General features: G+C 74.9%; 21 protein-coding genes and 1 riboswitch. Of the genes, 10 read left to right on the top strand and 11 right to left on the bottom strand.

What is annotated here, in order from left to right:
* Positions 1-4 precede the first annotated feature (4 nt).
* From GFH29_RS20045 to GFH29_RS20030, 4 genes are all read right to left on the bottom strand, one after another.
* The gene (locus GFH29_RS20045) at positions 5-610 is read right to left on the bottom strand and encodes a response regulator transcription factor (protein ID WP_153325483.1); all 606 of its coding nucleotides are present in this window, start codon (positions 608-610) and stop codon (positions 5-7) included.
* Positions 607-1809: a sensor histidine kinase gene (locus GFH29_RS20040; RefSeq protein WP_153325482.1), complete on the bottom strand. Its 1203-nt coding sequence runs from the start codon at positions 1807-1809 to the stop codon at positions 607-609. The genes GFH29_RS20045 and GFH29_RS20040 overlap by 4 nt, the downstream gene beginning before the upstream one ends.
* A 78-nt stretch (positions 1810-1887) precedes the next feature.
* Positions 1888-2700, bottom strand: a complete 813-nt coding sequence (locus GFH29_RS20035; RefSeq protein ID WP_153325481.1) for an ABC transporter permease — start codon at positions 2698-2700, stop codon at positions 1888-1890.
* On the bottom strand, positions 2697-3695 hold the full coding sequence (locus tag GFH29_RS20030) for an ABC transporter ATP-binding protein (protein ID WP_153325480.1): 999 nt from the start codon (positions 3693-3695) through the stop codon (positions 2697-2699). The genes GFH29_RS20035 and GFH29_RS20030 overlap by 4 nt, the downstream gene beginning before the upstream one ends.
* A gap of 175 nt (positions 3696-3870) precedes the next feature.
* On the opposite strand from GFH29_RS20030, the gene GFH29_RS20025 reads away from it, so the two are divergent.
* Genes GFH29_RS20025 through GFH29_RS20005 form a run of 5 tightly spaced genes read left to right on the top strand, consistent with a single transcriptional unit; the run spans position 3871 to position 9593 of the window.
* Entirely contained in the window at positions 3871-4761 is an 891-nt protein-coding gene (locus GFH29_RS20025; protein ID WP_228387646.1) for a PadR family transcriptional regulator, read from the top strand.
* A gap of 5 nt (positions 4762-4766) precedes the next feature.
* Positions 4767-5180, top strand: coding sequence for a DUF1707 SHOCT-like domain-containing protein (locus GFH29_RS20020; protein WP_153325935.1), 414 nt, complete (start codon positions 4767-4769; stop codon positions 5178-5180).
* Complete coding sequence (locus GFH29_RS20015) at positions 5177-6397, top strand: acyl-CoA dehydrogenase family protein (RefSeq protein WP_153325479.1); 1221 nt, start codon at positions 5177-5179, stop codon at positions 6395-6397. Before GFH29_RS20020 ends, GFH29_RS20015 begins: the two co-directional genes overlap by 4 nt.
* Before the next feature lie 44 nt (positions 6398-6441).
* On the top strand, positions 6442-8979 hold the full coding sequence (gene hrpB, locus GFH29_RS20010) for an ATP-dependent helicase HrpB (protein ID WP_153325478.1): 2538 nt from the start codon (positions 6442-6444) through the stop codon (positions 8977-8979).
* Positions 8976-9593 carry a hypothetical protein gene (locus GFH29_RS20005; RefSeq protein WP_153325477.1) on the top strand — a complete coding sequence of 206 codons (618 nt, stop codon included), beginning with the start codon at positions 8976-8978 and terminating at the stop codon, positions 9591-9593. The genes hrpB and GFH29_RS20005 overlap by 4 nt, the downstream gene beginning before the upstream one ends.
* 130 nt (positions 9594-9723) lie before the next feature.
* Here the strand turns inward: GFH29_RS20005 and GFH29_RS20000 are convergent, their stop codons facing one another.
* The 5 genes from GFH29_RS20000 to GFH29_RS19980 form a co-directional block, all read right to left on the bottom strand.
* Positions 9724-10038, bottom strand: a complete 315-nt coding sequence (locus GFH29_RS20000; RefSeq protein ID WP_153325476.1) for a DMT family transporter — start codon at positions 10036-10038, stop codon at positions 9724-9726.
* Between the two features lie 10 nt (positions 10039-10048).
* Positions 10049-10114, bottom strand: a riboswitch (guanidine-III (ykkC-III) riboswitch).
* A 7-nt stretch (positions 10115-10121) separates the two neighbouring features.
* Positions 10122-11081, bottom strand: a complete 960-nt coding sequence (locus tag GFH29_RS19995) for an LLM class flavin-dependent oxidoreductase (protein WP_153325475.1) — start codon at positions 11079-11081, stop codon at positions 10122-10124.
* 48 nt (positions 11082-11129) lie between these two features.
* The gene (locus tag GFH29_RS19990) at positions 11130-12068 is read right to left on the bottom strand and encodes a GNAT family N-acetyltransferase (RefSeq protein ID WP_153325474.1); all 939 of its coding nucleotides are present in this window, start codon (positions 12066-12068) and stop codon (positions 11130-11132) included.
* An 87-nt stretch (positions 12069-12155) separates the two neighbouring features.
* Entirely contained in the window at positions 12156-12764 is a 609-nt protein-coding gene (locus GFH29_RS19985) for a YceI family protein (protein ID WP_153325473.1), read from the bottom strand.
* Positions 12765-12920: 156 nt separating this feature from the next.
* Positions 12921-13067 carry a hypothetical protein gene (locus GFH29_RS19980; protein WP_153325472.1) on the bottom strand — a complete coding sequence of 49 codons (147 nt, stop codon included), beginning with the start codon at positions 13065-13067 and terminating at the stop codon, positions 12921-12923.
* Between the two features lie 165 nt (positions 13068-13232).
* On the opposite strand from GFH29_RS19980, the gene GFH29_RS19975 reads away from it, so the two are divergent.
* Together GFH29_RS19975 and glmS are read left to right on the top strand one after the other, a co-directional pair.
* Positions 13233-13496, top strand: a complete 264-nt coding sequence (locus tag GFH29_RS19975; RefSeq protein WP_153325471.1) for a hypothetical protein — start codon at positions 13233-13235, stop codon at positions 13494-13496.
* A gap of 52 nt (positions 13497-13548) precedes the next feature.
* Entirely contained in the window at positions 13549-15390 is a 1842-nt protein-coding gene (gene glmS, locus GFH29_RS19970) for a glutamine--fructose-6-phosphate transaminase (isomerizing) (RefSeq protein WP_153325470.1), read from the top strand.
* A 3-nt stretch (positions 15391-15393) separates the two neighbouring features.
* Here the strand turns inward: glmS and GFH29_RS19965 are convergent, their stop codons facing one another.
* Positions 15394-15813, bottom strand: coding sequence for a hypothetical protein (locus tag GFH29_RS19965; protein WP_153325469.1), 420 nt, complete (start codon positions 15811-15813; stop codon positions 15394-15396).
* Between the two features lie 99 nt (positions 15814-15912).
* Between GFH29_RS19965 and GFH29_RS19960 the strand changes: the two genes are divergently transcribed.
* The gene (locus tag GFH29_RS19960; RefSeq protein WP_194289569.1) at positions 15913-17658 is read left to right on the top strand and encodes a DEAD/DEAH box helicase; all 1746 of its coding nucleotides are present in this window, start codon (positions 15913-15915) and stop codon (positions 17656-17658) included.
* Positions 17659-17724: 66 nt separating this feature from the next.
* On the opposite strand, the gene GFH29_RS19955 is transcribed toward GFH29_RS19960, so the two are convergent.
* On the bottom strand, positions 17725-18150 hold the full coding sequence (locus tag GFH29_RS19955; RefSeq protein WP_153325468.1) for a hypothetical protein: 426 nt from the start codon (positions 18148-18150) through the stop codon (positions 17725-17727).
* Between the two features lie 190 nt (positions 18151-18340).
* Here GFH29_RS19955 and GFH29_RS19950 point away from each other — a divergent pair, with 190 nt between their 5' ends.
* Positions 18341-19186 (top strand): SGNH/GDSL hydrolase family protein, encoded by an 846-nt coding sequence (locus GFH29_RS19950; protein WP_153325467.1) that lies wholly within the window; start codon positions 18341-18343, stop codon positions 19184-19186.
* Between the two features lie 15 nt (positions 19187-19201).
* Positions 19202-21118, top strand: a complete 1917-nt coding sequence (locus GFH29_RS19945) for a penicillin-binding transpeptidase domain-containing protein (RefSeq protein WP_228387645.1) — start codon at positions 19202-19204, stop codon at positions 21116-21118.
* Positions 21119-21261: the final 143 nt, after the last annotated feature.

The raw sequence follows: 21261 nt of genomic DNA, 5'->3' as shown, positions 1-21261 counted from the left end.
CGGCTCAGATCCAGCCGAGGCGGCGCGCGGTGGCGCAGGCGTCGTGGCGGTTGGCCGCGCCCAGCTTGGAGGTCGCGCTGGAGAGGTAGTTGCGCACGGTGCCGGGGCTGAGCGAGGCGCGGCGCGCGATGTCCTCCACCGGCGCGCCGTCCGCGGCCAGCTCGAGCACGTCGGCCTCCCGCGGGGTCAGCGGGCTGTCGCCGGCCGCCATCGCCTCCGCGGCGAGCTCGGGGTCGACGTAGCGGCGTCCGGCGTGGACGTCGCGCACCACCCTGGCCAGGGTGCTCGCCGAGGTGGTCTTGGGCAGGAAGCCCCGCACGCCCACGCCCAGGGCCCGCTTGAGGTGGCCGGGGCGCCCGTGCCCGGTCACCATCACCACCCCGCAGCCCGGCAGCTCGCGGGCCAGCACCTCCGCCACGCCGATCCCGTCGAGGCCGGGCATCTGCAGGTCGAGCACGGCGACGTCGGGGCGCTCGGCGCGGGCCACCGCCAGCGCCTCCGGGCCCGACGCGGCCTGGCCGACGACCTCGAGGTCGTCCTCGAGGCCGAGGAGCTGGACGAGCGCGACGCGGATCAGGTTCTCGTCGTCGGCGAGCAGCAGCCGGATCATCGCGTGTGCCCCGTCCCGGTGGCGTCGAGCAGGCTCGCGCGCTCGGCCGGGACCGCCGCGGGGCCGGTGCCCGGCAGCGCGGTCACCACCGTGAACAGGTCCGCGGTGTGCTGGGTCCTGAGCGCGGCGCCGAGCGGCGCCAGGCGCTCGGCCAGGCTGCGCAGCCCGCTGCCGGCGGGCGTACGGGAGGGGTCGGCCGGGACCGGCCGGTCGTTGACCACGTGCAGCTCCTCGTCGCGGTAGCGCACCTCCACCCGGGTGGCCGCGGAGTGGCGCAGGATGTTGGTGACCGCCTCGCGCACCACCCACGCGGCCGGCTCGTGCCAGGCCGGCGGGAGGTCGTCGACGGCCAGCTCGACCTCGGTGCCGGCCGAGCGGAGCAGCGAACGGGCGCCCTCGAGCTCCTGGGCCCAGTCGGTGCCGCGGTAGCCGCGGGCCAGCTCGCGGGCCTCTCGCAGCGCCTCGTGGGCGGCGGCGCGGACCTCGAGCATCCGGGCCGCGGCGCCGGGGTCGCCGCGCTCGGCGAGGGTCGCGGCCAGCTCGGCCTGCACCCCGATCACCGAGAGCTGACGGCCCAGCACGTCGTGGACGTCGCGGGAGAAGCGCAGCCGCTCCTCCGCGACCGCCAACGCGGCCCGGGTGCGGCGCGCCTCGTCGAGCTCGCGCACCACCGCCAGCAGCCACAGCGAGACCCGCACGGTGAAGATGAAGAACCCGCCGACGCCCAGTCCCAGCAGGACCGAGATCGGCTCCCGGGCGGCGAGGGCCGGGGTCACCGTGAGCACCGCCAGCAGCACCCCGGTCGCCACCCGCCCGCGCAGCCCGGCCAGCGACCAGGCCAGCGAGCTCCACAGCAGCATCACCGCCAGGCCCCGGGTCTCGGTGGGAAGCCACAACGCCGCGACGTACCCGACGGCGAGCATCGCGAGGAACGGCAGCGCGCGCCGAGGCAGCGGCGCCGCCTGCGGGTGCGCCTCCATCACGTCGCGCAGCACGAGGGTCGCGGGGACGCACACCACCAGGCCGGCCACGAAGACGGCGAGGGCGAGCTCCGTCTGGTCCTCGGGGATCCGGGCCAGGGCCTGCAGGGCCAGGAAGAGAGGCGATCCCCACAGCAGCAGGTACAGCGACTGGCGGGTGTAGGCGTCCACCCGGGAGACCTCGTCGCGGTCGGCCCAGCGCCACCAGCGTGTGCTCATCGTTCTGCGCTCCTCGGTGCTGGCCGGCCGGGTGGCCGCAATGCTCGGGTCGGCGCCATTCTGCCGGGCGCCGGGGCCTCAGGCGCGCGGCTCCCAGCGCATGGAGCGGGCGGCCAGCCAGCCGCCCAGGAGGGTCCAGGCGACCAGCACCAGCAGCGGTACGCCGGCGCCGGCCCAGGCGCCCAGGGAGTCGAGGCTCGGGACGGGGCCGTCGTCGGGTCCCAGGCCGAACCAGGAGCCGCGGACCAGGTCGGTGACGGCGCCGCCGGGCGTGTAGGCGATCCAGCGCCGCACCTCGTCGGGGAAGCCGACGGCGAGCTGGCCGGCCACCAGCAGCGCCATCACCGGCATGCTGGTGAGCTGGGCGGCCTCGGCGTTGCGGGTCCAGGCGGCGGTCCAGAAGGCCAGCGTCGCCAGGGTCACCGAGGCGACGGCGATCGTCAGCAGGTAGAGCACCGGCGCCTTGGGGGCGGGTACGCCGAGGGCCAGGGCGGCGGGGATGGTCACGAGGCCGATCAGCATCGCGATGATCGCGCCGGGGGCGGCGAGCGAGACCAACAGCTCGGCGTCACGGACCTCCCCGGTGCGCAGCCGCTTGAGCACCAGCTCGTCGCGGCGGGTCACGATCATCGACAAGGTGTTGTAGAAGACCGGGAACAGCAGCGCGAGCATCACCACGGTGATCACCGAGGCGGCGCCCGGGCCGATCGCGCCCCGGTCACCGCCCAGCACCAGCAGCAGCGGCAGCAGCGGCAGGACGACGGCGTAGGACAGCGTCAGCCGGTTGCGCACGACCAGGCGCGCGTTGGCGCGGACCAGGCCGCGGACCCGGCGCAGCGAGGCACGGGCGGGCGACGGGGTCGCGGAGTCGGTGGGGGCGAGGGCGCTCATCGCGGGGTCCCTTCGAGGGTCTGGTGGGATGCGGGGTCGCTCGTGCGGTCGACGGGCTCGCGGGCGATGTCGAGGAACACCGACTCCAGGCTCGCGGTGCGGGCGTCGAGGCCCTCGAGGCGTACGCCGTGGCGCCCGGCCCAGATGAGCAGCGCGGTGAGCGTGGCCTGCAGGTCGTGGGTCTCGACGGTCGTGGTGGTGTGCTCGGCATGCACCCGGAGCGCCCCCAGGGCCTCGGCCGCCGGCAGCGGCTCGATCGCCGGACCGGTGCTGAACCGGACCCGGGACGGGCGCGCGGCGGTGATCTCGGCCGCGGTGCCGTCGCGCACGATCAGGCCGCCGTGCATGATCGCGATCCGGTCGGCCAGCTCCTCGGCCTCCTCGAGGTGGTGGGTGCAGAGCACCACGGTGCGCCCGGCCTCCCGCAGCCCGCGCACCAGCTCCCACAGCCGCTGCCGGCTCTCGGGGTCCAGGCCGGTGGTGGGCTCGTCGAGCAGCACCAGCTCGGGGTCGCCGAGCAGCGTGCAGGAGAGGTCGAGGCGGCGCTGCTCGCCGCCGGACAGCGCCCCGACCCGGGTCTCGGCGCGGTCGGCGAGGTCGAGCATGGCCAGGCCCTCCGCGACCGGACGCGGGCGGGTCAGCGTGCTGGCCCACAGCTCCAGGGTCTCCCGCACGGTGAGGTCCGCGGCGAAACCGCTGCGCTGCAGCAACACCCCGGTACGCCGTCGTACCTCCGCGCGGTCGGCGACCGGGTCCAGGCCGAGCACCTCGATGGTGCCGCCGCTGGCGGGCGCGAGGCCCTCGACGACCTCCAGCAGCGAGGTCTTGCCCGCGCCGTTGGTGCCGAGCAGGGCCACGACGCTGCCGCGGGCGACGTCGAGGTCGACACCGCGCACGGCCTCGAACCGGGAGTCCCCGGTGCCGTAGGTGCGGCGGACCCCACGCAGCCGAACGGCCGGGGTGTCGCCGGGGGTGCGGGGCGTGGCAGTTCTCATGGCTCCCACGATGTCGTGCGTCCCGGGCCGGCGGCAGTGCGTCGCATCATCGGTCGGACATGACAAATGTCAGCCCGGCGGCGCTTGTCCCCTCGCTCCTTCGGCCGTACGATCGCGATATATCGCTAACGCGTCGGTCGTCCCGAGGCGAGGCAGACGAACGGAAGGAGCGGTCATGGACCACGGACAGGGATGTGGAGGCGGCGGCCTGGGCCGCGACCTCGGCCGGCTGGGCGCCGAGCTCGGCCGCCAGTTCGCTCACGACATGGACGGGCTGCGCCAGCAGCACCGCGGCGGGCCGGGCGCCTGGGGCTTCGAGGGCGGACGCCGTGGGCACCGCCGCCCCGGCGGCGGGCCGGGCTGGCCCGGCGGGCCGGGCGGTCACGGCGGGCCGCCGCCCTGGCTGGCGGGGATCTTCGGCTTCGGCCAGCCCGACACCGAGGAGCGGCGCGGGCCGCGGGTGCGCCGCGGCGACGTCCGCTCGGCGATCCTCGACGTGCTCGCCACGGCGGAGCGCGGCGGGGAGACGCTCAACGGCTACCAGGTGATCCAGCAGATCGAGGCGCGTTCCGGCGGGGTGTGGAAGCCCAGCCCCGGGTCGGTCTACCCGACCATCTCCCAGCTCGAGGACGAGGGGCTCGTCGAGACCACCTCCGAGCGCGGCCGGCGCTCGCTGCGCCTGACCCAGGCCGGAGCGACGTACGCCACCGAGCACGCGGAGGACCTCGCCGCCGTCTGGGCGCCGTTCGAGGACACCGCTCGCGCCGGCTCCGGTCGAGACGGCGACGCGCAGCCGGGCGGCACCGACCTGAAGCCGGAGATCGGCCAGGTGATGAGCGCGGTCTGGCAGGTGGTCACCACCGGCACACCGGAGCAGAAGGCCGCGGCCATCGAGATCCTCGTCGATGCGCGACGCAGGCTGTACGGCGTGCTCGCCGACCCCGAGGGCCCGCAGGCAGCTGACCGGGACGCGCCCGAGGCGGACCGACCCGAGGCGGCCGACCCCGAGGGGGACGGGCCCGGGACGGACGGTCCCGAGTCGGACGACGGCGGTGAGCGGTCGTGAGCGCGATGGAGGCCCCGCGCCTGCGCATCGGTGACGCCGAGCGGCAGGCCGCCGCGGACGCGCTGGCCGGGCACTACGTCGAGGGCCGCCTCGACACCGGCGAGCACGCCGAGCGCCTGGAGCGGATCTGGGCGGCGCGGACCCAGGGCGACCTGGCTCCGGTCTTCGCCGACCTGCCCGCTCCCGCGGCCGGTGCCCGCCCGGCGCCGACCGGTGCGGTCCCCGCCGGGCGCGCGGCGCGCGGCCACCGGGGCCCGCGGGCGGTGCACATCGTGATGGTGCTGCTGGTCCTCGCGCTGCTGCTCCGGGCGCCGGTGCTGCTCGGCGTCGCCGTGCTGGCGGTGGCGTTCGTGATCGCGCGGCGGCGTCGTGGACGGGGCCCTGCGGGGCCGCCGCGGTCACTACGCTCCACGATGTGACCTCGACCTCGCCGTCCTTCGACCTCTCTCCCGACCACGTCGAGCTGCGCGCGTGGGTGCACGACTTCGCCGCCGAGGTCGTGCGCCCGGCCGCCGCGGAGTGGGACGAGCGCGAGGAGTTCCCCTGGCCGGTGCTGGAGGAGGCGGCCAAGATCGGGCTGTACTCCCTGGACTTCTTCGCCGCCCAGTCCTTCGACCCCTCCGGCCTGGGGTTCCCGGTCGCGATGGAGGAGCTGTTCTGGGGCGACGCCGGCATCGGGCTCTCGATCGTGGGCACCGCGCTGGCCGCGGCGGCGCTCAGCTCCAACGGCACCCCCGAGCAGGTCGGGGAGTGGGCCCCGCAGATGTTCGGCACCCCGGGCGACCTGCGGATCGCGGCGTTCTGCTCCTCCGAGCCCGACGCCGGCAGCGACGTGGGCGCGATGCGCACCCGCGCGACGTACGACGAGGCGAGCGACGAGTGGGTGATCACCGGCACCAAGACCTGGGCCACCAACGGCGGCATCGCCGACGTCCACGTGGTGACCGCGGTGGTCGACCCCGACCTGCGCACCCGCGGCCAGGCGAGCTTCCTGGTGCCCCGCGGCACCCCCGGCCTGAGCCAGGGCCAGAAGTTCCACAAGCACGGCATCCGCGCCTCGCACACCGCCGAGGTCGTCCTGGACCGGGTCCGGGTGCCCGGGAGCTGCCTGCTCGGCGGCAGGGAGCGCCTCGACGCGCGCCTGGCCCGGGCCCGCGAGGGCGGCGGCGCGCGCGGCAACGCCTCGATGGCGACCTTCGAGCGCACCCGCCCGGCGGTCGGCGCCCAGGCGATCGGCATCGCGCGCGCGGCCTACGAGGTGGCGCTGGACTACGCCCGCACCCGCGAGCAGTTCGGGCGCCCGATCATCGAGAACCAGGGGATCGCGTTCGCGCTCGCCGACATGCGCACCTCGATCGACGCCGCCCGGCTGCTGGTCTGGCGCGCGGCGTGGATGGCGGCGCAGGGCAAGACCTTCGAGGCGGCCGAGGGGTCGATGTCGAAGCTGGTCGCCGGCGAGACGGCGGTGAAGGTGACCACCCAGGCGATGCAGATCCTCGGCGGCAACGGCTACACCCGCGAGTACCCCGTCGAGCGGTGGTCGCGCGACGCCAAGATCTACACCGTCTTCGAGGGCACCTCGGAGATCCAGCGCCTGGTGATCGCCCGCGCGATCTCCGGCGCCCCGATCCGCTGAGGCCGGCTCGCCGGGCCCACCGGCGGGTCGGCAGACTTGACCGGGTGAGCTCCGACCCGATCGAGCGGCTGCTGGCCGCACCGCCCGACCTGCCGGTCGCCGCCGGGCTGGCGCCGCTGGCCGAGGCGCTCGCGAGCCGGGGCTCCGCTGTGCTGCACGCGCCGCCCGGCACCGGCAAGACCACGCTGGTGCCGCCCGCGGTCGCCCTCGCCCGGGGCGGGCGGGTCGTGGTCACCCAGCCGCGCCGGATCGCCGCGCGGGCCGCCGCCCGGCGTCTGGCCCACCTGCTCGGCGAGCCGGTCGGCGCCACGGTCGGGTACGCCGTGCGCGGCGAGCGCCAGGTCGGCGCGACCACCCGGATCGAGGTCGTGACCACCGGGGTGCTGCTGCGCCGCCTGCAGCGCGACCCCGAGCTGCCCGGCGTGGCCGCGGTCGTCCTCGACGAGGTCCACGAGCGCCAGCTCGACGTCGACCTCACCCTCGCGCTGCTGGTCGACGTGCGCGCCCACCTGCGCCCCGACCTGGCGGTGGTCGCGATGTCGGCGACCGTGGAGGCCGCGCGCACCGCGGGGGTGCTGGGCGGGCCCGCGGGGCCGGTGCCGGTCGTGGGGGTGCCCGGCGCGCTGCACCCGGTCGCGGAGCACTGGTGCCCGCCGCCGCCCGGCGTACGACGCCTCGACGAGCGGGGCGTGACGCCGGGGTTCCTCGACCACGTCGCGGCGACCACCCGGCGCGCGCTGGCCGAGCAGGCCGGCGACGTGCTGGTCTTCGTGCCCGGGGTCGGGGAGGTGGCCGGGGTGGTACGCCGGCTGGGCGGGGTGGACGCCGACGTCCGCGCACTGCACGGACGGCTCCCGACCGCGGAGCAGGACCTCGCGCTCACCGCCGGTCCGCGGCGCCGGGTGGTGGTCTCCACCTCGGTGGCCGAGTCGTCCCTGACCGTGCCCGGGGTCCGGGTCGTCGTCGACGCCGGCCTCACCCGCCGCCCGCACACCGACCACCGCCGCGCGCTCGCCGGGCTGGTGACGGTGCCGGTCAGCCGGGCCGCCGCCGAGCAGCGCGCCGGGCGCGCCGGGCGCGAGGGCCCGGGCGCGGCGTACCGCTGCTGGTCGGAGGTCGAGCACACCCACCTCGACCCGCACCCGGCCCCCGAGATCGCCACCGCCGACCTGACCGCGTTCGCCCTGGAGCTGGCCGTGTGGGGCAGCCCGGACGGCGCCGGCCTCGCGCTCCTCGACCCGCCGCCGGCCCCGGCGCTCGCCTCCGCCCGGGCCACCCTGACGTCACTCGGTGCCGTGGACGAGCACGGCGCGGTGACCGCCCGCGGCCGCGAGATCGCGCGGGTGGGCGCCGACCCGCGCCTGGCTCGGGCGCTGCTCGACGGCGCCGGCCCGGTCGGCGCGCGCCGCGCCGCCGAGGTGGTGGCGCTGCTCGCCGAGGATGTCCGGGTGCCCGACGGCGACCTGGTCGCGGCGCTGCGCGCGATGCGCCGCGGCGGGCCGGCGGCGGGCGCGTGGCGCACCCAGGTGCGGCGGCTGCTCGACGCCGTCCCGCGCGACGCGGGGCCGACGGGCGACCCGCTCACCGACGACCTGGCCGTGGGGCTGGTCGTGGCCCTGGCGCACCCGGACCGGATCGCGCGCCGGCGCCGCGAGACCACGTCGTACCTCATGGCGTCGGGGACCGGCGCCGTCCTCGCGCCCGGCCAGGGTGCGCTCACCGGGCTGCCGTGGCTGGTGGTCGCCGACGCCGAGCGCCGCCCCGGCCAGCGCGACGCCACCGTGCGTGCCGCGGCCCCGCTGAGCGAGGACCTGGCCCTGGAGGCCGCGCCCTCGCTGTGGCACGAGCGCGACGACGTGGTCTGGCGCGAGGGCCGCGTGGTCGCTCGTCGTACGACGCGGCTCGGCGCGATCGAGCTCGCCTCGGTGCCGCTGCCCGACCCCGATCCCGAGCTGGTCGCGGCGGCGGTGGGCGAGGCGCTGCGCCGCGAGGGGTTGGCGCTGCTGCCCTGGTCGGAGGCCGCGACGGCGCTGCGGGCGCGGCTGGCGTTCCTGCACCGCGCGCTCGGCGAGCCGTGGCCGGACGTCTCCGACGAGGCGCTGTCGGACTCCGTCGAGAGCTGGCTGGGGCCCGAGCTGGCCGGGCTGCGCGGTGGTCGCGACCTGCGCCGCGTCGACCTGGTGACCGCGCTGCGTCGGCTGCTGCCCTGGCCCGAGGCCGGGCGCCTCGACGAGCTCGCCCCCGAGCGGGTCACGGTGCCCAGCGGCTCGACGGTGCGCATCGACTACACCGGTGACCAGCCGGTGCTCGCGGTGCGGCTGCAGGAGGTCTTCGGCTGGCGCGCCGCGCCCACCGTCGCCGACGGCCGGGTGCCGCTGCTGCTGCACCTGCTCTCCCCGGCGCGTCGCCCGGTCGCGGTGACCGCGGACCTCACGTCGTTCTGGGCGCAGGCCTACCCGCAGGTGCGCGGCGAGCTGCGCGGGCGCTACCCGAAGCACTCCTGGCCCGAGGACCCGCTCACCGCGCAGCCGACCGCGCGTACGGCGCGCGCCGGACAAGGCTCGGGTGGGCAGCGCCGATGAGGCGCCAGCGCTTCGTCGGCCGGATCGCCGGGGTCGGCACCACCAGCGGCACCCGGATCGTCGTCGGGCACTGGCACGACACCCCGCTGGGGGCGTTCTCGGACGCGATGGTGGAGACCGCCGACGGCCACCGGGTGCTGCTCGCGCCGCGCCCGCAGGTGGCGGAGTTCATCGCCGCGACGTACTCCTTCGACGAGGTGCGGGTCGAGGCCTTCACGGTCGGGGTCGTCGGGGCGGGCTCGGGCTCGGGCGCGCGGTGGCAGGTGCGCTCGCCGAGCCTCGCGCTCGACCTCGCCGTCGGCGGGCCGACGCTGCTGGGCCGGCTGCTGGCGGTGGTGCCGCGCCGCCTGGCCACCGCCCCGGCGTGGTGCGCGCTCACCGACCCGGTGGCCCGGGTGGTGCTGCGCGGCGTACGCACCCGCGGCAGCGCCGGGGGCGGACGGCGGGAGTACTACGGCGCCACCGGCGTGCGCCGGATCCTCTCCGCGAGCGGCACCTGGGAGAGCGCCGATCTCGGCGCCCTCGCCCCGGTCGACCCGCCGCCGCGCTTCGGCTTCTCCTCCACCCCGCGCCGGGCCTCGGTGACCGACGTGGTGACGACGGTCCTGGGCTGAGGGGTGGCCGCGGGGGTGGGCCGGGGTGCGGTGTCTTTCGGCGCAATTGCTGGGAAAAACACCTCGATCGTGCCGCGGCAGGTGCTTTTCCCAGCAATTGCGTAGTTACGCGCGCAACCCCGGCAACCCCTCAGCTCACGACCTTCAACCCGATCACACAGCCGACGATCCCGGCGAGGAGCAGGACCTTGACCACCGAGGCGTCCTCGGCGCCGGTGGCCATCGACCAGGCGACGGTGAGGGTGGCGCCGATGCCGACCCACACGGCGTACGCCGTGCCGGTGGGGATGGTGCGCATCGACCAGGCGAGCCCGGCCATGCTGGCGGTGACGGCGACGGCGAAGACGGCGGTGGGCGCGAGGCGGGTGAACCCCTCGCTGCGGCCCAGGGCGAGCGCCCAGACGGCCTCGAGGCCACCGGAGAGCACGAGCACGAGCCAGGACATGGGAAACCTCCATGGCCCGTCTTGTCGCTGGCCGGGTACGGGTCCCCTCGTCCGGGAGCCGCGCTCGCGGCTCGGCGCCGATGCTACCCGCGCACCGCCGGCAGCACGGTCTCGCAGACCAGCCGCAGGCTGGTCCACGACGGCTCGGCCGGCAGCCCGCCGCAGGCGGGGTGGCTGGTCACCAGCCGCACCTCGCGCGCACGCACCCGCTCGACGAGGTCCTCGGGGGTGAGCACCAGATAGACCCCCGCCGCCCGCATCTCGGCCACCGTCCGCGAGGCGTCCAGCACGTGCGAGGCCGCCTCCCCGTGCCACTCCTGGTACGACGTGGCGTCGGCGAGCAGGTGGTGGCCCCACCGCTCCCAGAACTCCTCGGGGTCCGGGGTGCAGAAGACGTTGGCCGGTCCGCTGCGCGGCGTGGTGAGCACCATCCCGGGCTCGCGCCCGGCCTCGCGGCAGGCGGCCTCGTAGGTCTCGCGCAGCGCGGGGTCGGCGTGCTGGGGCTGGAAGTGCAGCCCCAACCGGGCCGCGCGCCGGGCCGCGACCGGGGTACCGCCGCCGTAGAACAGCACCGGGTGCGGGTCGGAGAAGGGGCCGGGCGTGGTCACGCCCTCGCGCCACAGCCGCAGCAGCTCGACCAGCCGGTCCTCCAGGTCGCGCCCGCGGGTGGCCCAGTCCCGCCCGTGCACGTCGTACTCGACCTTGCGGTAGCCCAGCCCGACGGTGTAGCTGACCCGCCCGCCGCTGAGGTGGTCGAGCACCGCGAGGTCCTCGGCCAGGCGCACCGGCTCGTAGAGGTTGACCAGCAGCGCGGAGACCGAGATCGGCAGCCGCCGGGTCACTGCCGCGAAGGCGCTCGCCAGCAGCAGCGGGCTCGGCAGGTAGCCGTCCTCGGCGACGTGGTGCTCGGAGACCATCAGCGCGTCGAGGCCGTGGGCGTCGGCGTACGCCGCCTGCTCGACCGCACGGGTGTAGAGCTCGTGTCGCTGGGCCGGGGTGGCACCGGGGGCGCGCAGGTCGTAGCGCGCGACGAAGCTGACCATCGCCCCACCCAAGCAGACCGCGGCGCCGCGAGCGGGAGGTTCGCGAGGTCAGAGCGCGATCGCGCGGTGCAGCCAGGTCGAGGTGAGGACCATCCCGACCCGCTCGTAGAGCCCGAGCGCGCCGGTGCGGGAGTCGGTGGAGAGCTCCGAGCGGGTGGCGCCGTGCGCCCGTGCCGCCGCGAAGGCGTCGACGAGCAGCGCCTGCGCGAACCCCCGGTCGCGCTGGTCGCGCCGGGTGGCGAGCCGGTCGACGTAGCCGCAGTCGCCGGCCAGCAGTACGACGGCGCACGCCACGACCCGGTCCTGGGGATCGACGACGACGCGCAGGTGCCACGGCTCGAACCCGGGCCGCTCGGTGACGCGGGCGGTCCAGTCCGCGAAGGACTCCCGCTCGCGGTCCGCCCACTCCAAGAACGCGTCCTCCAGCAGCGTCCAGCACACGCGCCGCTCGTCCTCGCGGGCGCTCCGCACTCGGTGACCCGGCGGCAGCGGGCGCTCCGGCACCCGAGCCCCCGGCGGCAGCTGCAGCACCCAGCTGCGCCAGCGCACGCCGTAGCCCAAGGAGGTGAGCAGCCGGTCGCCGGGAGAACCCTCGGGCACCGGCATGCCCACGCGGGGTGCGCCCTGGGCGCGGGCCAGGTCCTGCATGCGGTGCGCCAGCCAGGTGCCGATGCCGCGGCCGCGGTAGTCGGGGTGCACGGCCGCGTCCCCGCGCTCGCCGTCGGCCTCGGCGTACCCCACGATCCGCTCGCCGTCGAGCACGGCCACCGAGGACGCCGCGAGGTCGTGCGAGGGACGCTGCCAGTCGGCGACCAGGTCGGCCTCCTCGATCACGATCTCGCCCACGTCGGCCAGCTCCTGGGCGGCCATCAGCTCGAAGACCGCGCGGGAGTCGGCCGGGACGAGCGGGCGGCTGGTGAGGGGGGCGGGCAGCGGGACGGGCGGACCGGTTCCGCCGGCCGGTCCCGGGACGGTGCGCGTGCTCATGGGTTCGAGTGCAGCAGGAAACAGCCGACGGGGCCTCCCCTTTTTCCTGGGAGGCCCCGTCGGGGACAGTCGTGGTCGAGCGGTGGCTCAGGCGTTCTTGATCGCCGAGATGTCGAGCTCGAGCTTGATCTTCTCCGAGACCAGCAGGCCGCCGGTCTCGAGCGCGGCGTTCCAGGTCAGGCCCCAGTCCTTGCGGTTGAGGGCGGTGCTGCCCTCGAAGCCGGCACGGAGGTTGCCGAAGGGGTCCTGCGCGGAGCCGGTCTCGTCGAAGGCGATCGTGAGGGACTTCGTGGTGCCGGCGATGCTCAGGTCGCCGGTGATCGCCCAGGTGTCCTCGTCGACCTTCGCCACGGCGGTGGAGACGAAGGTGATCTCGGGGTTCACCTCGGCGTCGAAGAAGTCCGCCGAGACCAGGTGGCCGTCGCGGTCGGCGTTGCCGGTGTCGATCGAGGCGGTCTTGATGGTCAGGCTCACCGAGGACGCGGCCGGGTCGGCGGCGTCGATGGTCGCGGTGCCGGTGAAGTCGCGGAAGGAGCCGCGCACGGTCGTCACCATCGCGTGGCGGGCGCTGAAGCCGATCCGGCTGTGGCTCGGGTCGATCGTGTAGGAGCCGGTGAGGTCGTCCACCGCAGTGGTGGGGGCGTCGAAGACGTCGACGGCGGGCTCGGTGGTGGGCTTGCGGCTGAAGATGCTCATGGTGGCTGCTTTCGCGTCGGAGAGTTGAACTTTCAACCAACCTAACGCGCCATGCCGCCATTCATTCCCGAACCCGCGAAGTCCGACCTCGGCGCAGCATGCGACAGGGCCGCGACCCCTCGGATCGCGGCCCTGTCGACAGGGTGGGACTCGGTCTCAGGCGGCCTGGACGGTCGCCGAGGAGCTGCGGGCGGCAGGCGCCCAGCGGGCCTCGAGGTGGGCCCGGCCGTCGCGGCCGACCACACTCACCCATCGCATGAGCGGCTGGTCGGACGTGCCTGCGGTGCGTCGTGCGTCGGGCATCTGACACCTCCTGTTCATCTTCTGTTCACTTAGGCTACCCCGATCGGGCCTCTGAGTGACCGAAGAGACCCCAACGCCCCGCTGACGATGAGTCCGATGTGATTTCTGCCCGATAGCGGGCAGAAACCTTGTCGAACCCGGGCGGATGCTGCCATCGTCGAGATCGTGCCCGCCGATCCCGCCCTCGTCGCCCATGTCGCGAGGACGACCGGTCTGAGCACCGCCGAGGCGTGTCGCGTCGTCGAGGACGTCGTGTCCTACTACGCCGAGCCCGTCGAGGAGCTGGTACGCCGCCGGCACGCCGAGCTGCGTGCTGCGGGCGCCCGCAACGAGCAGATCTTCGCGACGCTCGCCACCGAGCTCGAGGCGCGCGTGGTCGCGGCGCCCGCGCTCACCGAGCGCCAGCTGCGCCGCATCGTCTACGGCTGAGCCCGCCCGCTCCCCGTTCGTCAGTTCGTCAGTTCGTCAGGAAGGCACCCCCATGTGCGGAATCGTCGGTTCCATCGGCACCCAGCAGGCGGCACCGCTGCTGCTCGAGGGCCTGGCCCGACTCGAGCACCGCGGCTACGACTCCGCCGGGGTCGCGGTCCTGCCCCCGACCGCCGGCAGCGCCCCGCGCATCGTCAAGCGCGCCGGGCGGGTCCGCGACCTCGCCGAGGCGCTGCCGAAGCGCTTCGCCGGCAAGGTCGGGATCGGCCACACCCGCTGGGCCACCCACGGCCCCGCGACCGATGCCAACGCGCACCCCCACACCGACGAGACCGGCCGGGTCGCGGTGGTGCACAACGGGATCATCGACAACGCCGCCGGGCTGCGAGCCGGCCTCCGCGACGCCGGTGTCGAGCTGACCTCCGACACCGACACCGAGGTGCTCGCGCACCTGATCGGCCGCTCCGGGGCCGACACCCTCGAGGCCAAGGTCGCCGACGCGCTCTCGGTGATCGAGGGCACCTACGGCATCGCGGTCCTGCACGCCGACTTCCCCGACCGGCTCGTGGTCGCACGCAACGGCAGCCCGCTGATCATCGGCGTGGGCGACCGGGAGATGCACGTCGCCTCCGACCTCGCGGCGCTGGTGCGCTACACGACCACCGTCGCCCACCTCGAGGAGGGCGAGATGGCCACGCTGACCGCCGGCGGGTTCACGACGTACCGCCACGACCTCACCGCCACCGCCACCCGACCCACCCATGTCGACATCGACGCCGACGCCTTCGAGACCGGCGACTGCGACTCCTACATGCTCAAGGAGATGCTCGAGCAGCCCGCCGCCGCCGAGCGGATGCTGAGCGGGCGCCTCGACGACCGGTTCGCCACCGCCCACCTCGGCGGGCTCGGGCTCGACCCCCGCGAGATCCGCGCCGTACGCCGGGTCAAGCTGCTCGGCTGCGGCTCCGCGCACTACGTCGGCCAGATGGGCGCGACCCTGATCGAGGAGCTGGCCCGCATCCCCGCGGACGCCGAGGCGGCCAGCGAGTTCCGCTACCGCAACCCCGTCATCGAGCCCGACACCCTCTACGTCGCGATCAGCCAGTCCGGGGAGACCGTGGACACCCTGCTCGCGGTGCAGGAGGTACGCCGCAAGGGCGGCCGCGTGGTCGGGCTGGTCAACGTGGTCGGCAGCGCGATCGCGCGCGAGTGCGACGGCGGCATCTACCTGCACGCCGGGCCCGAGGTCGCGGTGGCCTCGACCAAGGCGCTCACCACGATGTTCCTGGGCTGCGCGCTCCTGGCGCTCCAGCTTGGCCGGGTCCGCGACCTGTCGGTCGCCGACGGTCGCCGGCTGATCGCCGCACTGCAGGCGCTGCCCGCCCAGATCCAGGAGGTGCTCGAGGAGGAGAAGCGGCTGATCCCGCTCGCGCAGCGGCTGGCGGAGGCCGAGAGCCTGTTCTTCGTGGGCCGGGTGCGCGGCTACCCGGTCGCGCGTGAGGGGGCGCAGAAGTTCAAGGAGATCAGCTACCGCCACGCGGAGGCCTACCAGACCTCCGAGCTCAAGCACGGCCCGCTCGCGCTGATCTCGCCCGCGGTGCCGACCATCGCGATCGTGCCCGACGACGAGCTGGTCGACCGCAACGTGGGCGCCCTGCACGAGATCGCCGCCCGCGGCGGCCCGCTGGTCGTGCTCACCCACGCCGGGGTCGACCTCGGCGGCCTGGAGGCCAGCGCCGACGTCGCGCGCATCGAGGTGCCCCGCACCGAGCGCGAGCTGGACCCGGCACTGCTCACGATCCCGCTGCAGCTGCTGGCCTACCACGCGGCGGTGCACCTGGGTCTCGACGTCGACAAGCCCCGCAACCTGGCCAAGTCGGTCACGGTGGAGTGAGTCTCAGCTCCCGACGACGACGACGGAGTAGAGCAGCAGCCCGAGGAGGGGGCCGGTCGCCATGAAGGCGATCGCGGGCAAGGCACCCAGGAAGCGCACCAGCTTCGCCAGCTCCGGTCGCGCGCTCAGGCGCCAGGCGAGCAGGTCGCCCGTGACGAGCAGCCCTGCCATGAAAACGAGCGCCCACACCACGTCCAGCTCCGCGAACGGCGCCGGAACCACGCTCGCGTCACCGACCGTCGTCGGAGCGAAGGTCATGCCCTCGTCGTACCGGGCCTCCTCGGCGGACCGCTCGTCCTCGCGGTGGACCAGGGCGGCGGTGCGCAGCAGGTACAGCGCCAGCAGCCAGGCGAGGATCCGGGAGACGACGGGTCCGCGGTCTCTCCCGCCGCGTGGAACCGATCGGTCGGCCGAGAGGCTCATGTGCGCAACCTCTCACGGGCGCGTCGCTGGCGTCAGCGTGACGAATCACTCCACAGCCACGAATCGGGTCTGGGTGGCGCGGACCACTACCGTGGACGGGTGAGCACCGAAGAAACCGTGTCAGAGACCCCGACCTTCGCAGAGCTCGGCCTCGACGACGCCGTTCTCAAGGCGCTGCGTGACGTCGGCTACGAAACCCCCTCTGCGATCCAGGCCCAGACCATCCCGCCGCTGCTGGCCGGCCGCGACGTCGTCGGCCTGGCCCAGACCGGCACCGGCAAGACGGCGGCGTTCGCGCTGCCGATCCTGTCCCGCCTGGACATCAAGCAGAAGACGCCGCAGGCGCTCGTGCTGGCCCCGACCCGTGAGCTCGCGCTCCAGGTCTGCGAGGCCTTCGAGCGCTACGCCGCCCACCTCAAGGGCGTCCACGTGCTGCCCGTGTACGGCGGCCAGGGCTACGGCGTCCAGCTCTCCGCGCTGCGTCGCGGCGTGCACATCGTCGTCGGCACCCCGGGCCGCATCATGGACCACCTCGACAAGGGCACCCTCGACCTCTCCGAGCTGCGCTTCCTCGTCCTCGACGAGGCCGACGAGATGCTCAACATGGGCTTCGCCGAGGACGTCGAGACGATCCTCGCCGGCACCCCTGCGGACAAGAACGTCGCGCTGTTCTCCGCGACGATGCCCTCGCAGATCCGCCGGATCTCCAAGAAGTACCTGAACGACCCGCAGGAGATCACCGTCAAGGCCAAGACGGGGACCGCCTCCAACATCACCCAGCGCTACCTGACGGTGAGCTACCCGCAGAAGGTCGACGCCCTCACGCGCATCCTCGAGGTCGAGAACTTCGAGGGCATGATCGTCTTCGTCCGCACCAAGAACGAGACCGAGACGCTCGCCGAGAAGCTGCGCGCCCGCGGCTTCAGCGCCGCCGCGATCAACGGTGACGTCAACCAGGCGGTGCGTGAGCGCACGGTCAACCAGCTCAAGTCGGGCAAGCTCGACATCCTGGTCGCCACCGACGTCGCCGCCCGTGGTCTCGACGTCGACCGGATCAGCCACGTCGTCAACTACGACATCCCCACCGACACCGAGTCCTACGTGCACCGCATCGGCCGCACCGGCCGCGCGGGTCGCACCGGCGACGCCATCTCCTTCATCACCCCGCGCGAGCGCTACCTGCTCAAGCACATCGAGAAGGCCACCCGCCAGCCGCTCACCCAGATGCACCTGCCGAGCGCGGAGGACGTGAACAACACGCGTCTGTCCCGCTTCGACGACCAGATCACGGCCGCGTTGGGCCAGACCGAGCGGATCGATAAGTTCCGCGACATCGTGGCCCACTACGTGCGCAACCACGACGTGCCGGAGGCCGACGTGGCCGCCGCGCTCGCCGTCGTCGCCCAGGGTGACGAGCCGCTGCTGCTCGACCCGGCCGCCGAGCGCCCGATCCGCGAGCCGCGCGGCGAGGAGCGCGAGCGTCCCGAGCGCTCCGCCACCCGCGGCCAGCGCACCTCGCGGGGCAGCGACGTCCCGCTCGCGACGTACCGCATCAGCGTCGGCAAGCGCCACAAGGTCGAGCCGCGCCAGATCGTCGGCGCGATCGCCAACGAGGGCGGCCTGCGCCGTCAGGACTTCGGCAACATCGCGATCCGTCCGGACTTCTCCCTCGTCGAGCTGCCCGCCGACCTCCCGGAGGCAGTGTTCGAGGCGCTGAGCAACACCCGGATCTCCGGCAAGCTCATCGAGCTGACCAAGGACAACGGCCCGCGTCGCAGCGCCTCGCCGCGTCGCGACGACGCCGGCCAGGACGAGCGTCCGCGCAAGCCGCGCCACAAGGGCTGAGCCAGCCCGCACAGCACCCCAGCAGGGCCCACCGGCGGTGGGCCCTGCTGGCTTTTGTCGGGCGGGTCAGCCGCGCGGCCGGTCGCGCCAGGCGGCGGTCGCCCACAGCGCCCAGGCGACCAGCACCGGCTGGAAGAACAGCCGCACGAAGCGCTTGCGGTCGGTGTCCAGGCCGAAGGCGTCGGTGCCCTCGAGGTACTGGGCGATGTTGCCCGGGAAGATCGCGATGAAGAACGCCGCCGCGACCAGTCCGGTCGGCACCCGGCCGCGGGTCCAGGCCAGCAGCGCGGCGCCGAGGCTGATCTCCGCGACGCCCGAGACCAGCACGACGGGGTCGTCGCCGACGGGGAACCAGTCGGGCACCTGGGCGCTGAACTCCTCGCGCGCGAAGGTCAGGTGGCTGACGCCGGCGAAGACCAGGATCGCGCCGAGCAGGCGGCGAGCGAGGGTGCGCGGCAGCGAGGTGGGCGGCGCGTCGGTGAGGGAGGCCATGGCCCAACCTAGGCAGGGTCGACCAAACCGGGCTGGACCGCTCGAGCCCATGAGGGGCCGCTGATCGTGCACACCGCCGCCTCGGACGGCGTCCTGGACAGGGGAGGCCCCGGACCCTGCCCGGCGCCCGCGGACGGTGCTGGGCTGGCTCCGCGGCCGGTCCCGCGGCCGCCGAGCCCTGGAGGTCCTCATGCACCGTTCTCTCACCCCGGCTCTGGGCATTGCGCTGGGCCTGGCTCTGGGTCTGCTGCTGACCCTCGCGCTGGCCGCCGGCCCGCCGGCCCGCGCCGCCGCTGCGGAGCCGGCTCGCCGTGACGCGCCACCGGTGTACGTCGCGCTGGGTGACTCCTTCTCCTCCGGCGTCGGGACCCGCGACTACCTCGACGACAAGTCGGGCTGCCTGCGCTCGACGCGCGCGTTCCCGCACCGCCTGGCGCGGGCGCAGGGATGGCGGTTGCGCTTCGAGGCCTGCTCGGGTGCCACGGTGCGCCAGGTGCGACGCCGCCAGCTCGCCGCGCTCGTGGGCGCCGACTACGTGAGCGTGGGCGTTGGCGGCAACGACGCCCGGTTCAAGGCGGTGCTCACCGAGTGCGCGCTGCCGCGGTGGGTCAGCGACTGCGGCATGGCGGTCGACGGTGCCGGCGCCGTGGTCCGCGACGTGCTCCCCGGCCGGCTGACTCGGCTGATGCGCCGCATCGACGCTCGCGCCCCCGGGGCCGTCGTCGTGGTGGTCGGCTATCCCCGGCTGTTCATGGGCGAGGACTGCAACGTCGCGACCTGGTTCTCACCGGCGGAGCAGCGGCGCCTGAACGCCACCCAGCGCGCGCTCAACGCCGCGCTGCGCACCGCGGCCGGTGCCGAGGGCTTCGGCTTCGCCGATCCCACGACGAGGTTCACCGGGCACGCGGTGTGCGACGACACCGAGTGGATCAACGGACTGTCGCGGCCGCTGCGGGAGAGCTATCACCCCAACCGCGCCGGTCACCGCGACGGGTACGCGCCGCTGGTGGGCGCGCGCCTGCGCGCGGGCGGGTGATGCATGATCGCACCCATGCGTTCCCTCCGGATCCCGGCACGTGCCGGTGCTGCCGCGCTCGCCCTGACCCTCACCGGCTCCCTCGCCGCCTGCACCGAGGACGGCGACGAGGGCCCCGACCCCCGCCCGGCCGCCGAGGCGCTGGCGGCGGCGTTGGCGGCCGGTGACCTCGAGGAGGTCGAGCTGGGCGGCCCGCTGGCCGCCGAGGCCCCCGCGGCGTACACCGCCACGGTGGCGCGGCTCGGCGAGGTCGAGCCCGAGGTCACGGTCGAGGACGTGCAGGCCGACGGCTCCGACGGCGACCGCGCGACGGCCACCCTCGCCTGGCGCTGGCCGCTCGCCGAGGAGCCGTGGACCTACACCACCGAGGTCGCCCTGGAGCGCTCCGGCGAGGACTGGGTGCCGCTCTGGGCGCCGACGGTGGTCGAGGGCTCCCTGGGGGAGGACGAGCTGCTCGACGCCACCACCGTCACCGCGGCGCGCGGCGACATCCTCGGAGCCCGCGGACTGGCGCTGGTCACCGAGCGGCCGGTGCTGCGCCTCGGCGTGGACCGGGGGCGGGTGAGCCGGGCGCAGGCGGTGGCGTCCGCGCGCCGGCTCGCGGCGCTGGTGGACATCGACGCCGCGGCGTACGCCGGGCGGGTGCGGGCGGCCGGCGAGCTGGCCTTCGTGGAGGCGATCACCTACCGCCGCGACGAGGTCCCGGTGGCCGTGGCCCGCGCCTACCCCGCCATCGAGGGGGTGCTGGGGATCCAGGACGAGCAGTCGCTGGCGCCGACCCGGGAGTTCGCGGCCCCGATCCTCGGCACCGTCGGGCCGGTGACCGCCGAGATGCTCAACGAGGACCCCGACCGCTACCGCCCCGGCGACATCGCCGGGCTCTCCGGCCTCCAGGCCCGCTACGACGAGCAGCTGCGCGGCACCCCCGGCGTGGTGGTCGCCGCGGTCTCCGACGACCCCTCCGGCGGCGACGACGAGCGCGAGCTGTTCCGCGCCGACCCCGTCGACGGCGAGGACCTCGCGCTCACCCTCGACCTCGACCTGCAGACCGCGGCCGAGGCGGCTCTGGCCGACGTCGGGACGGCCAGCGCGGTCGTGGTGCTGCGCCCCAGCGACGGCGCGATCCTGGCCGCCGCCAACGGCCCGGGCACCGACGGCTACAACGTCGCGACCTACGGCCAGTACGCCCCCGGCTCGACGTTCAAGATCGCCAGCAGCCTCGCGCTCCTGCGCGCCGGGCTGCGGCCCGACAGCCCGGTCTCCTGCCCGCCGTCGGTGAGCGTCGACGGCAAGCGGTTCGAGAACTACTCCGGCTATCCCGCCGCCGCGCTCGGGCGGATCACGCTGCGCGAGGCGGTCGCGCAGTCGTGCAACACCGCGTTCATCGGCGCCCGCACGCGGCTGGAGGAGGACGACCTCGCCGCCGCGGCGGCCTCGGTGGGGCTCGGGGTCGACCACGACCTGGGCTTCCCGGCGTACTTCGGCAGTGTGGACCCGGCCGCCGGGGAGACCGAGGCGGCCGCCGCCCTCATCGGCCAGGGCACCGTGCTGGCCTCCCCGATGGCGATGGCGGCGGTGATCGGCTCGGTGCAGGAGGGGTCGCTCGTCGTCCCGCGCCTGCTCGAGGACGTCGAGGTCGGCGCGCCGCAGGACGTCGACCCGCTCACCGGCGCCGAGGCACGTCAGCTGCGGGCGATGCTGCGCGCGGTGGTCACCGAGGGCAGCGGCCGGCTGCTGGCCGACCTGCCGGGCCCACCGGTGATCGCCAAGACCGGCACCGCCGAGTACGGCGAGGCCGGCGAGGTGCGCACCCACGCCTGGATGGTGGCGGCCCAGGGCGACGTCGCCGCCGCCGTCCTCGTCGAGCGCGGGGCCTCCGGATCCGGCACCGCCGGGCCGATCCTGCGCCGGATCCTCAGTGCGGCCCGCTGACGCCGCCCCGACCGGTGGCATGCGACGGGTGGAGCTCAGAGAGGGGAGAAAAGGTGAACCCCTCGCCGCATGGGGTCGGCGAGGGGTTCGTGTCGAGATCAAAGTGCTCCCTTTGAAATCGACTCCCTGATGTTGTCACGGCC

It is taken from the genome of Nocardioides sp. dk884 (assembly GCF_009557055.1).
GTDB lineage: Bacteria > Actinomycetota > Actinomycetes > Propionibacteriales > Nocardioidaceae > Nocardioides.
Note: the sequence above shows the minus strand (reverse complement) of the source record. Positions and strands in the feature narration are given on the sequence as shown.

Coding starts and splice junctions, on each gene's coding strand:
- GFH29_RS20045 (WP_153325483.1), bottom strand. CDS start 610: ATGATCCGGCTGCTGCTCGCCGACGACGAGAACCTGATCCGCGTCGCG.
- GFH29_RS20040 (WP_153325482.1), bottom strand. CDS start 1,809: ATGAGCACACGCTGGTGGCGCTGGGCCGACCGCGACGAGGTCTCCCGG.
- GFH29_RS20035 (WP_153325481.1), bottom strand. CDS start 2,700: ATGAGCGCCCTCGCCCCCACCGACTCCGCGACCCCGTCGCCCGCCCGT.
- GFH29_RS20030 (WP_153325480.1), bottom strand. CDS start 3,695: ATGAGAACTGCCACGCCCCGCACCCCCGGCGACACCCCGGCCGTTCGG.
- GFH29_RS20025 (WP_228387646.1), top strand. CDS start 3,871: ATGGACCACGGACAGGGATGTGGAGGCGGCGGCCTGGGCCGCGACCTC.
- GFH29_RS20020 (WP_153325935.1), top strand. CDS start 4,767: ATGGAGGCCCCGCGCCTGCGCATCGGTGACGCCGAGCGGCAGGCCGCC.
- GFH29_RS20005 (WP_153325477.1), top strand. CDS start 8,976: ATGAGGCGCCAGCGCTTCGTCGGCCGGATCGCCGGGGTCGGCACCACC.
- GFH29_RS20000 (WP_153325476.1), bottom strand. CDS start 10,038: ATGTCCTGGCTCGTGCTCGTGCTCTCCGGTGGCCTCGAGGCCGTCTGG.
- GFH29_RS19995 (WP_153325475.1), bottom strand. CDS start 11,081: ATGGTCAGCTTCGTCGCGCGCTACGACCTGCGCGCCCCCGGTGCCACC.
- GFH29_RS19990 (WP_153325474.1), bottom strand. CDS start 12,068: ATGAGCACGCGCACCGTCCCGGGACCGGCCGGCGGAACCGGTCCGCCC.
- GFH29_RS19985 (WP_153325473.1), bottom strand. CDS start 12,764: ATGAGCATCTTCAGCCGCAAGCCCACCACCGAGCCCGCCGTCGACGTC.
- GFH29_RS19980 (WP_153325472.1), bottom strand. CDS start 13,067: ATGCCCGACGCACGACGCACCGCAGGCACGTCCGACCAGCCGCTCATG.
- glmS (WP_153325470.1), top strand. CDS start 13,549: ATGTGCGGAATCGTCGGTTCCATCGGCACCCAGCAGGCGGCACCGCTG.
- GFH29_RS19965 (WP_153325469.1), bottom strand. CDS start 15,813: ATGAGCCTCTCGGCCGACCGATCGGTTCCACGCGGCGGGAGAGACCGC.
- GFH29_RS19955 (WP_153325468.1), bottom strand. CDS start 18,150: ATGGCCTCCCTCACCGACGCGCCGCCCACCTCGCTGCCGCGCACCCTC.
- GFH29_RS19950 (WP_153325467.1), top strand. CDS start 18,341: ATGCACCGTTCTCTCACCCCGGCTCTGGGCATTGCGCTGGGCCTGGCT.
- GFH29_RS19945 (WP_228387645.1), top strand. CDS start 19,202: ATGCGTTCCCTCCGGATCCCGGCACGTGCCGGTGCTGCCGCGCTCGCC.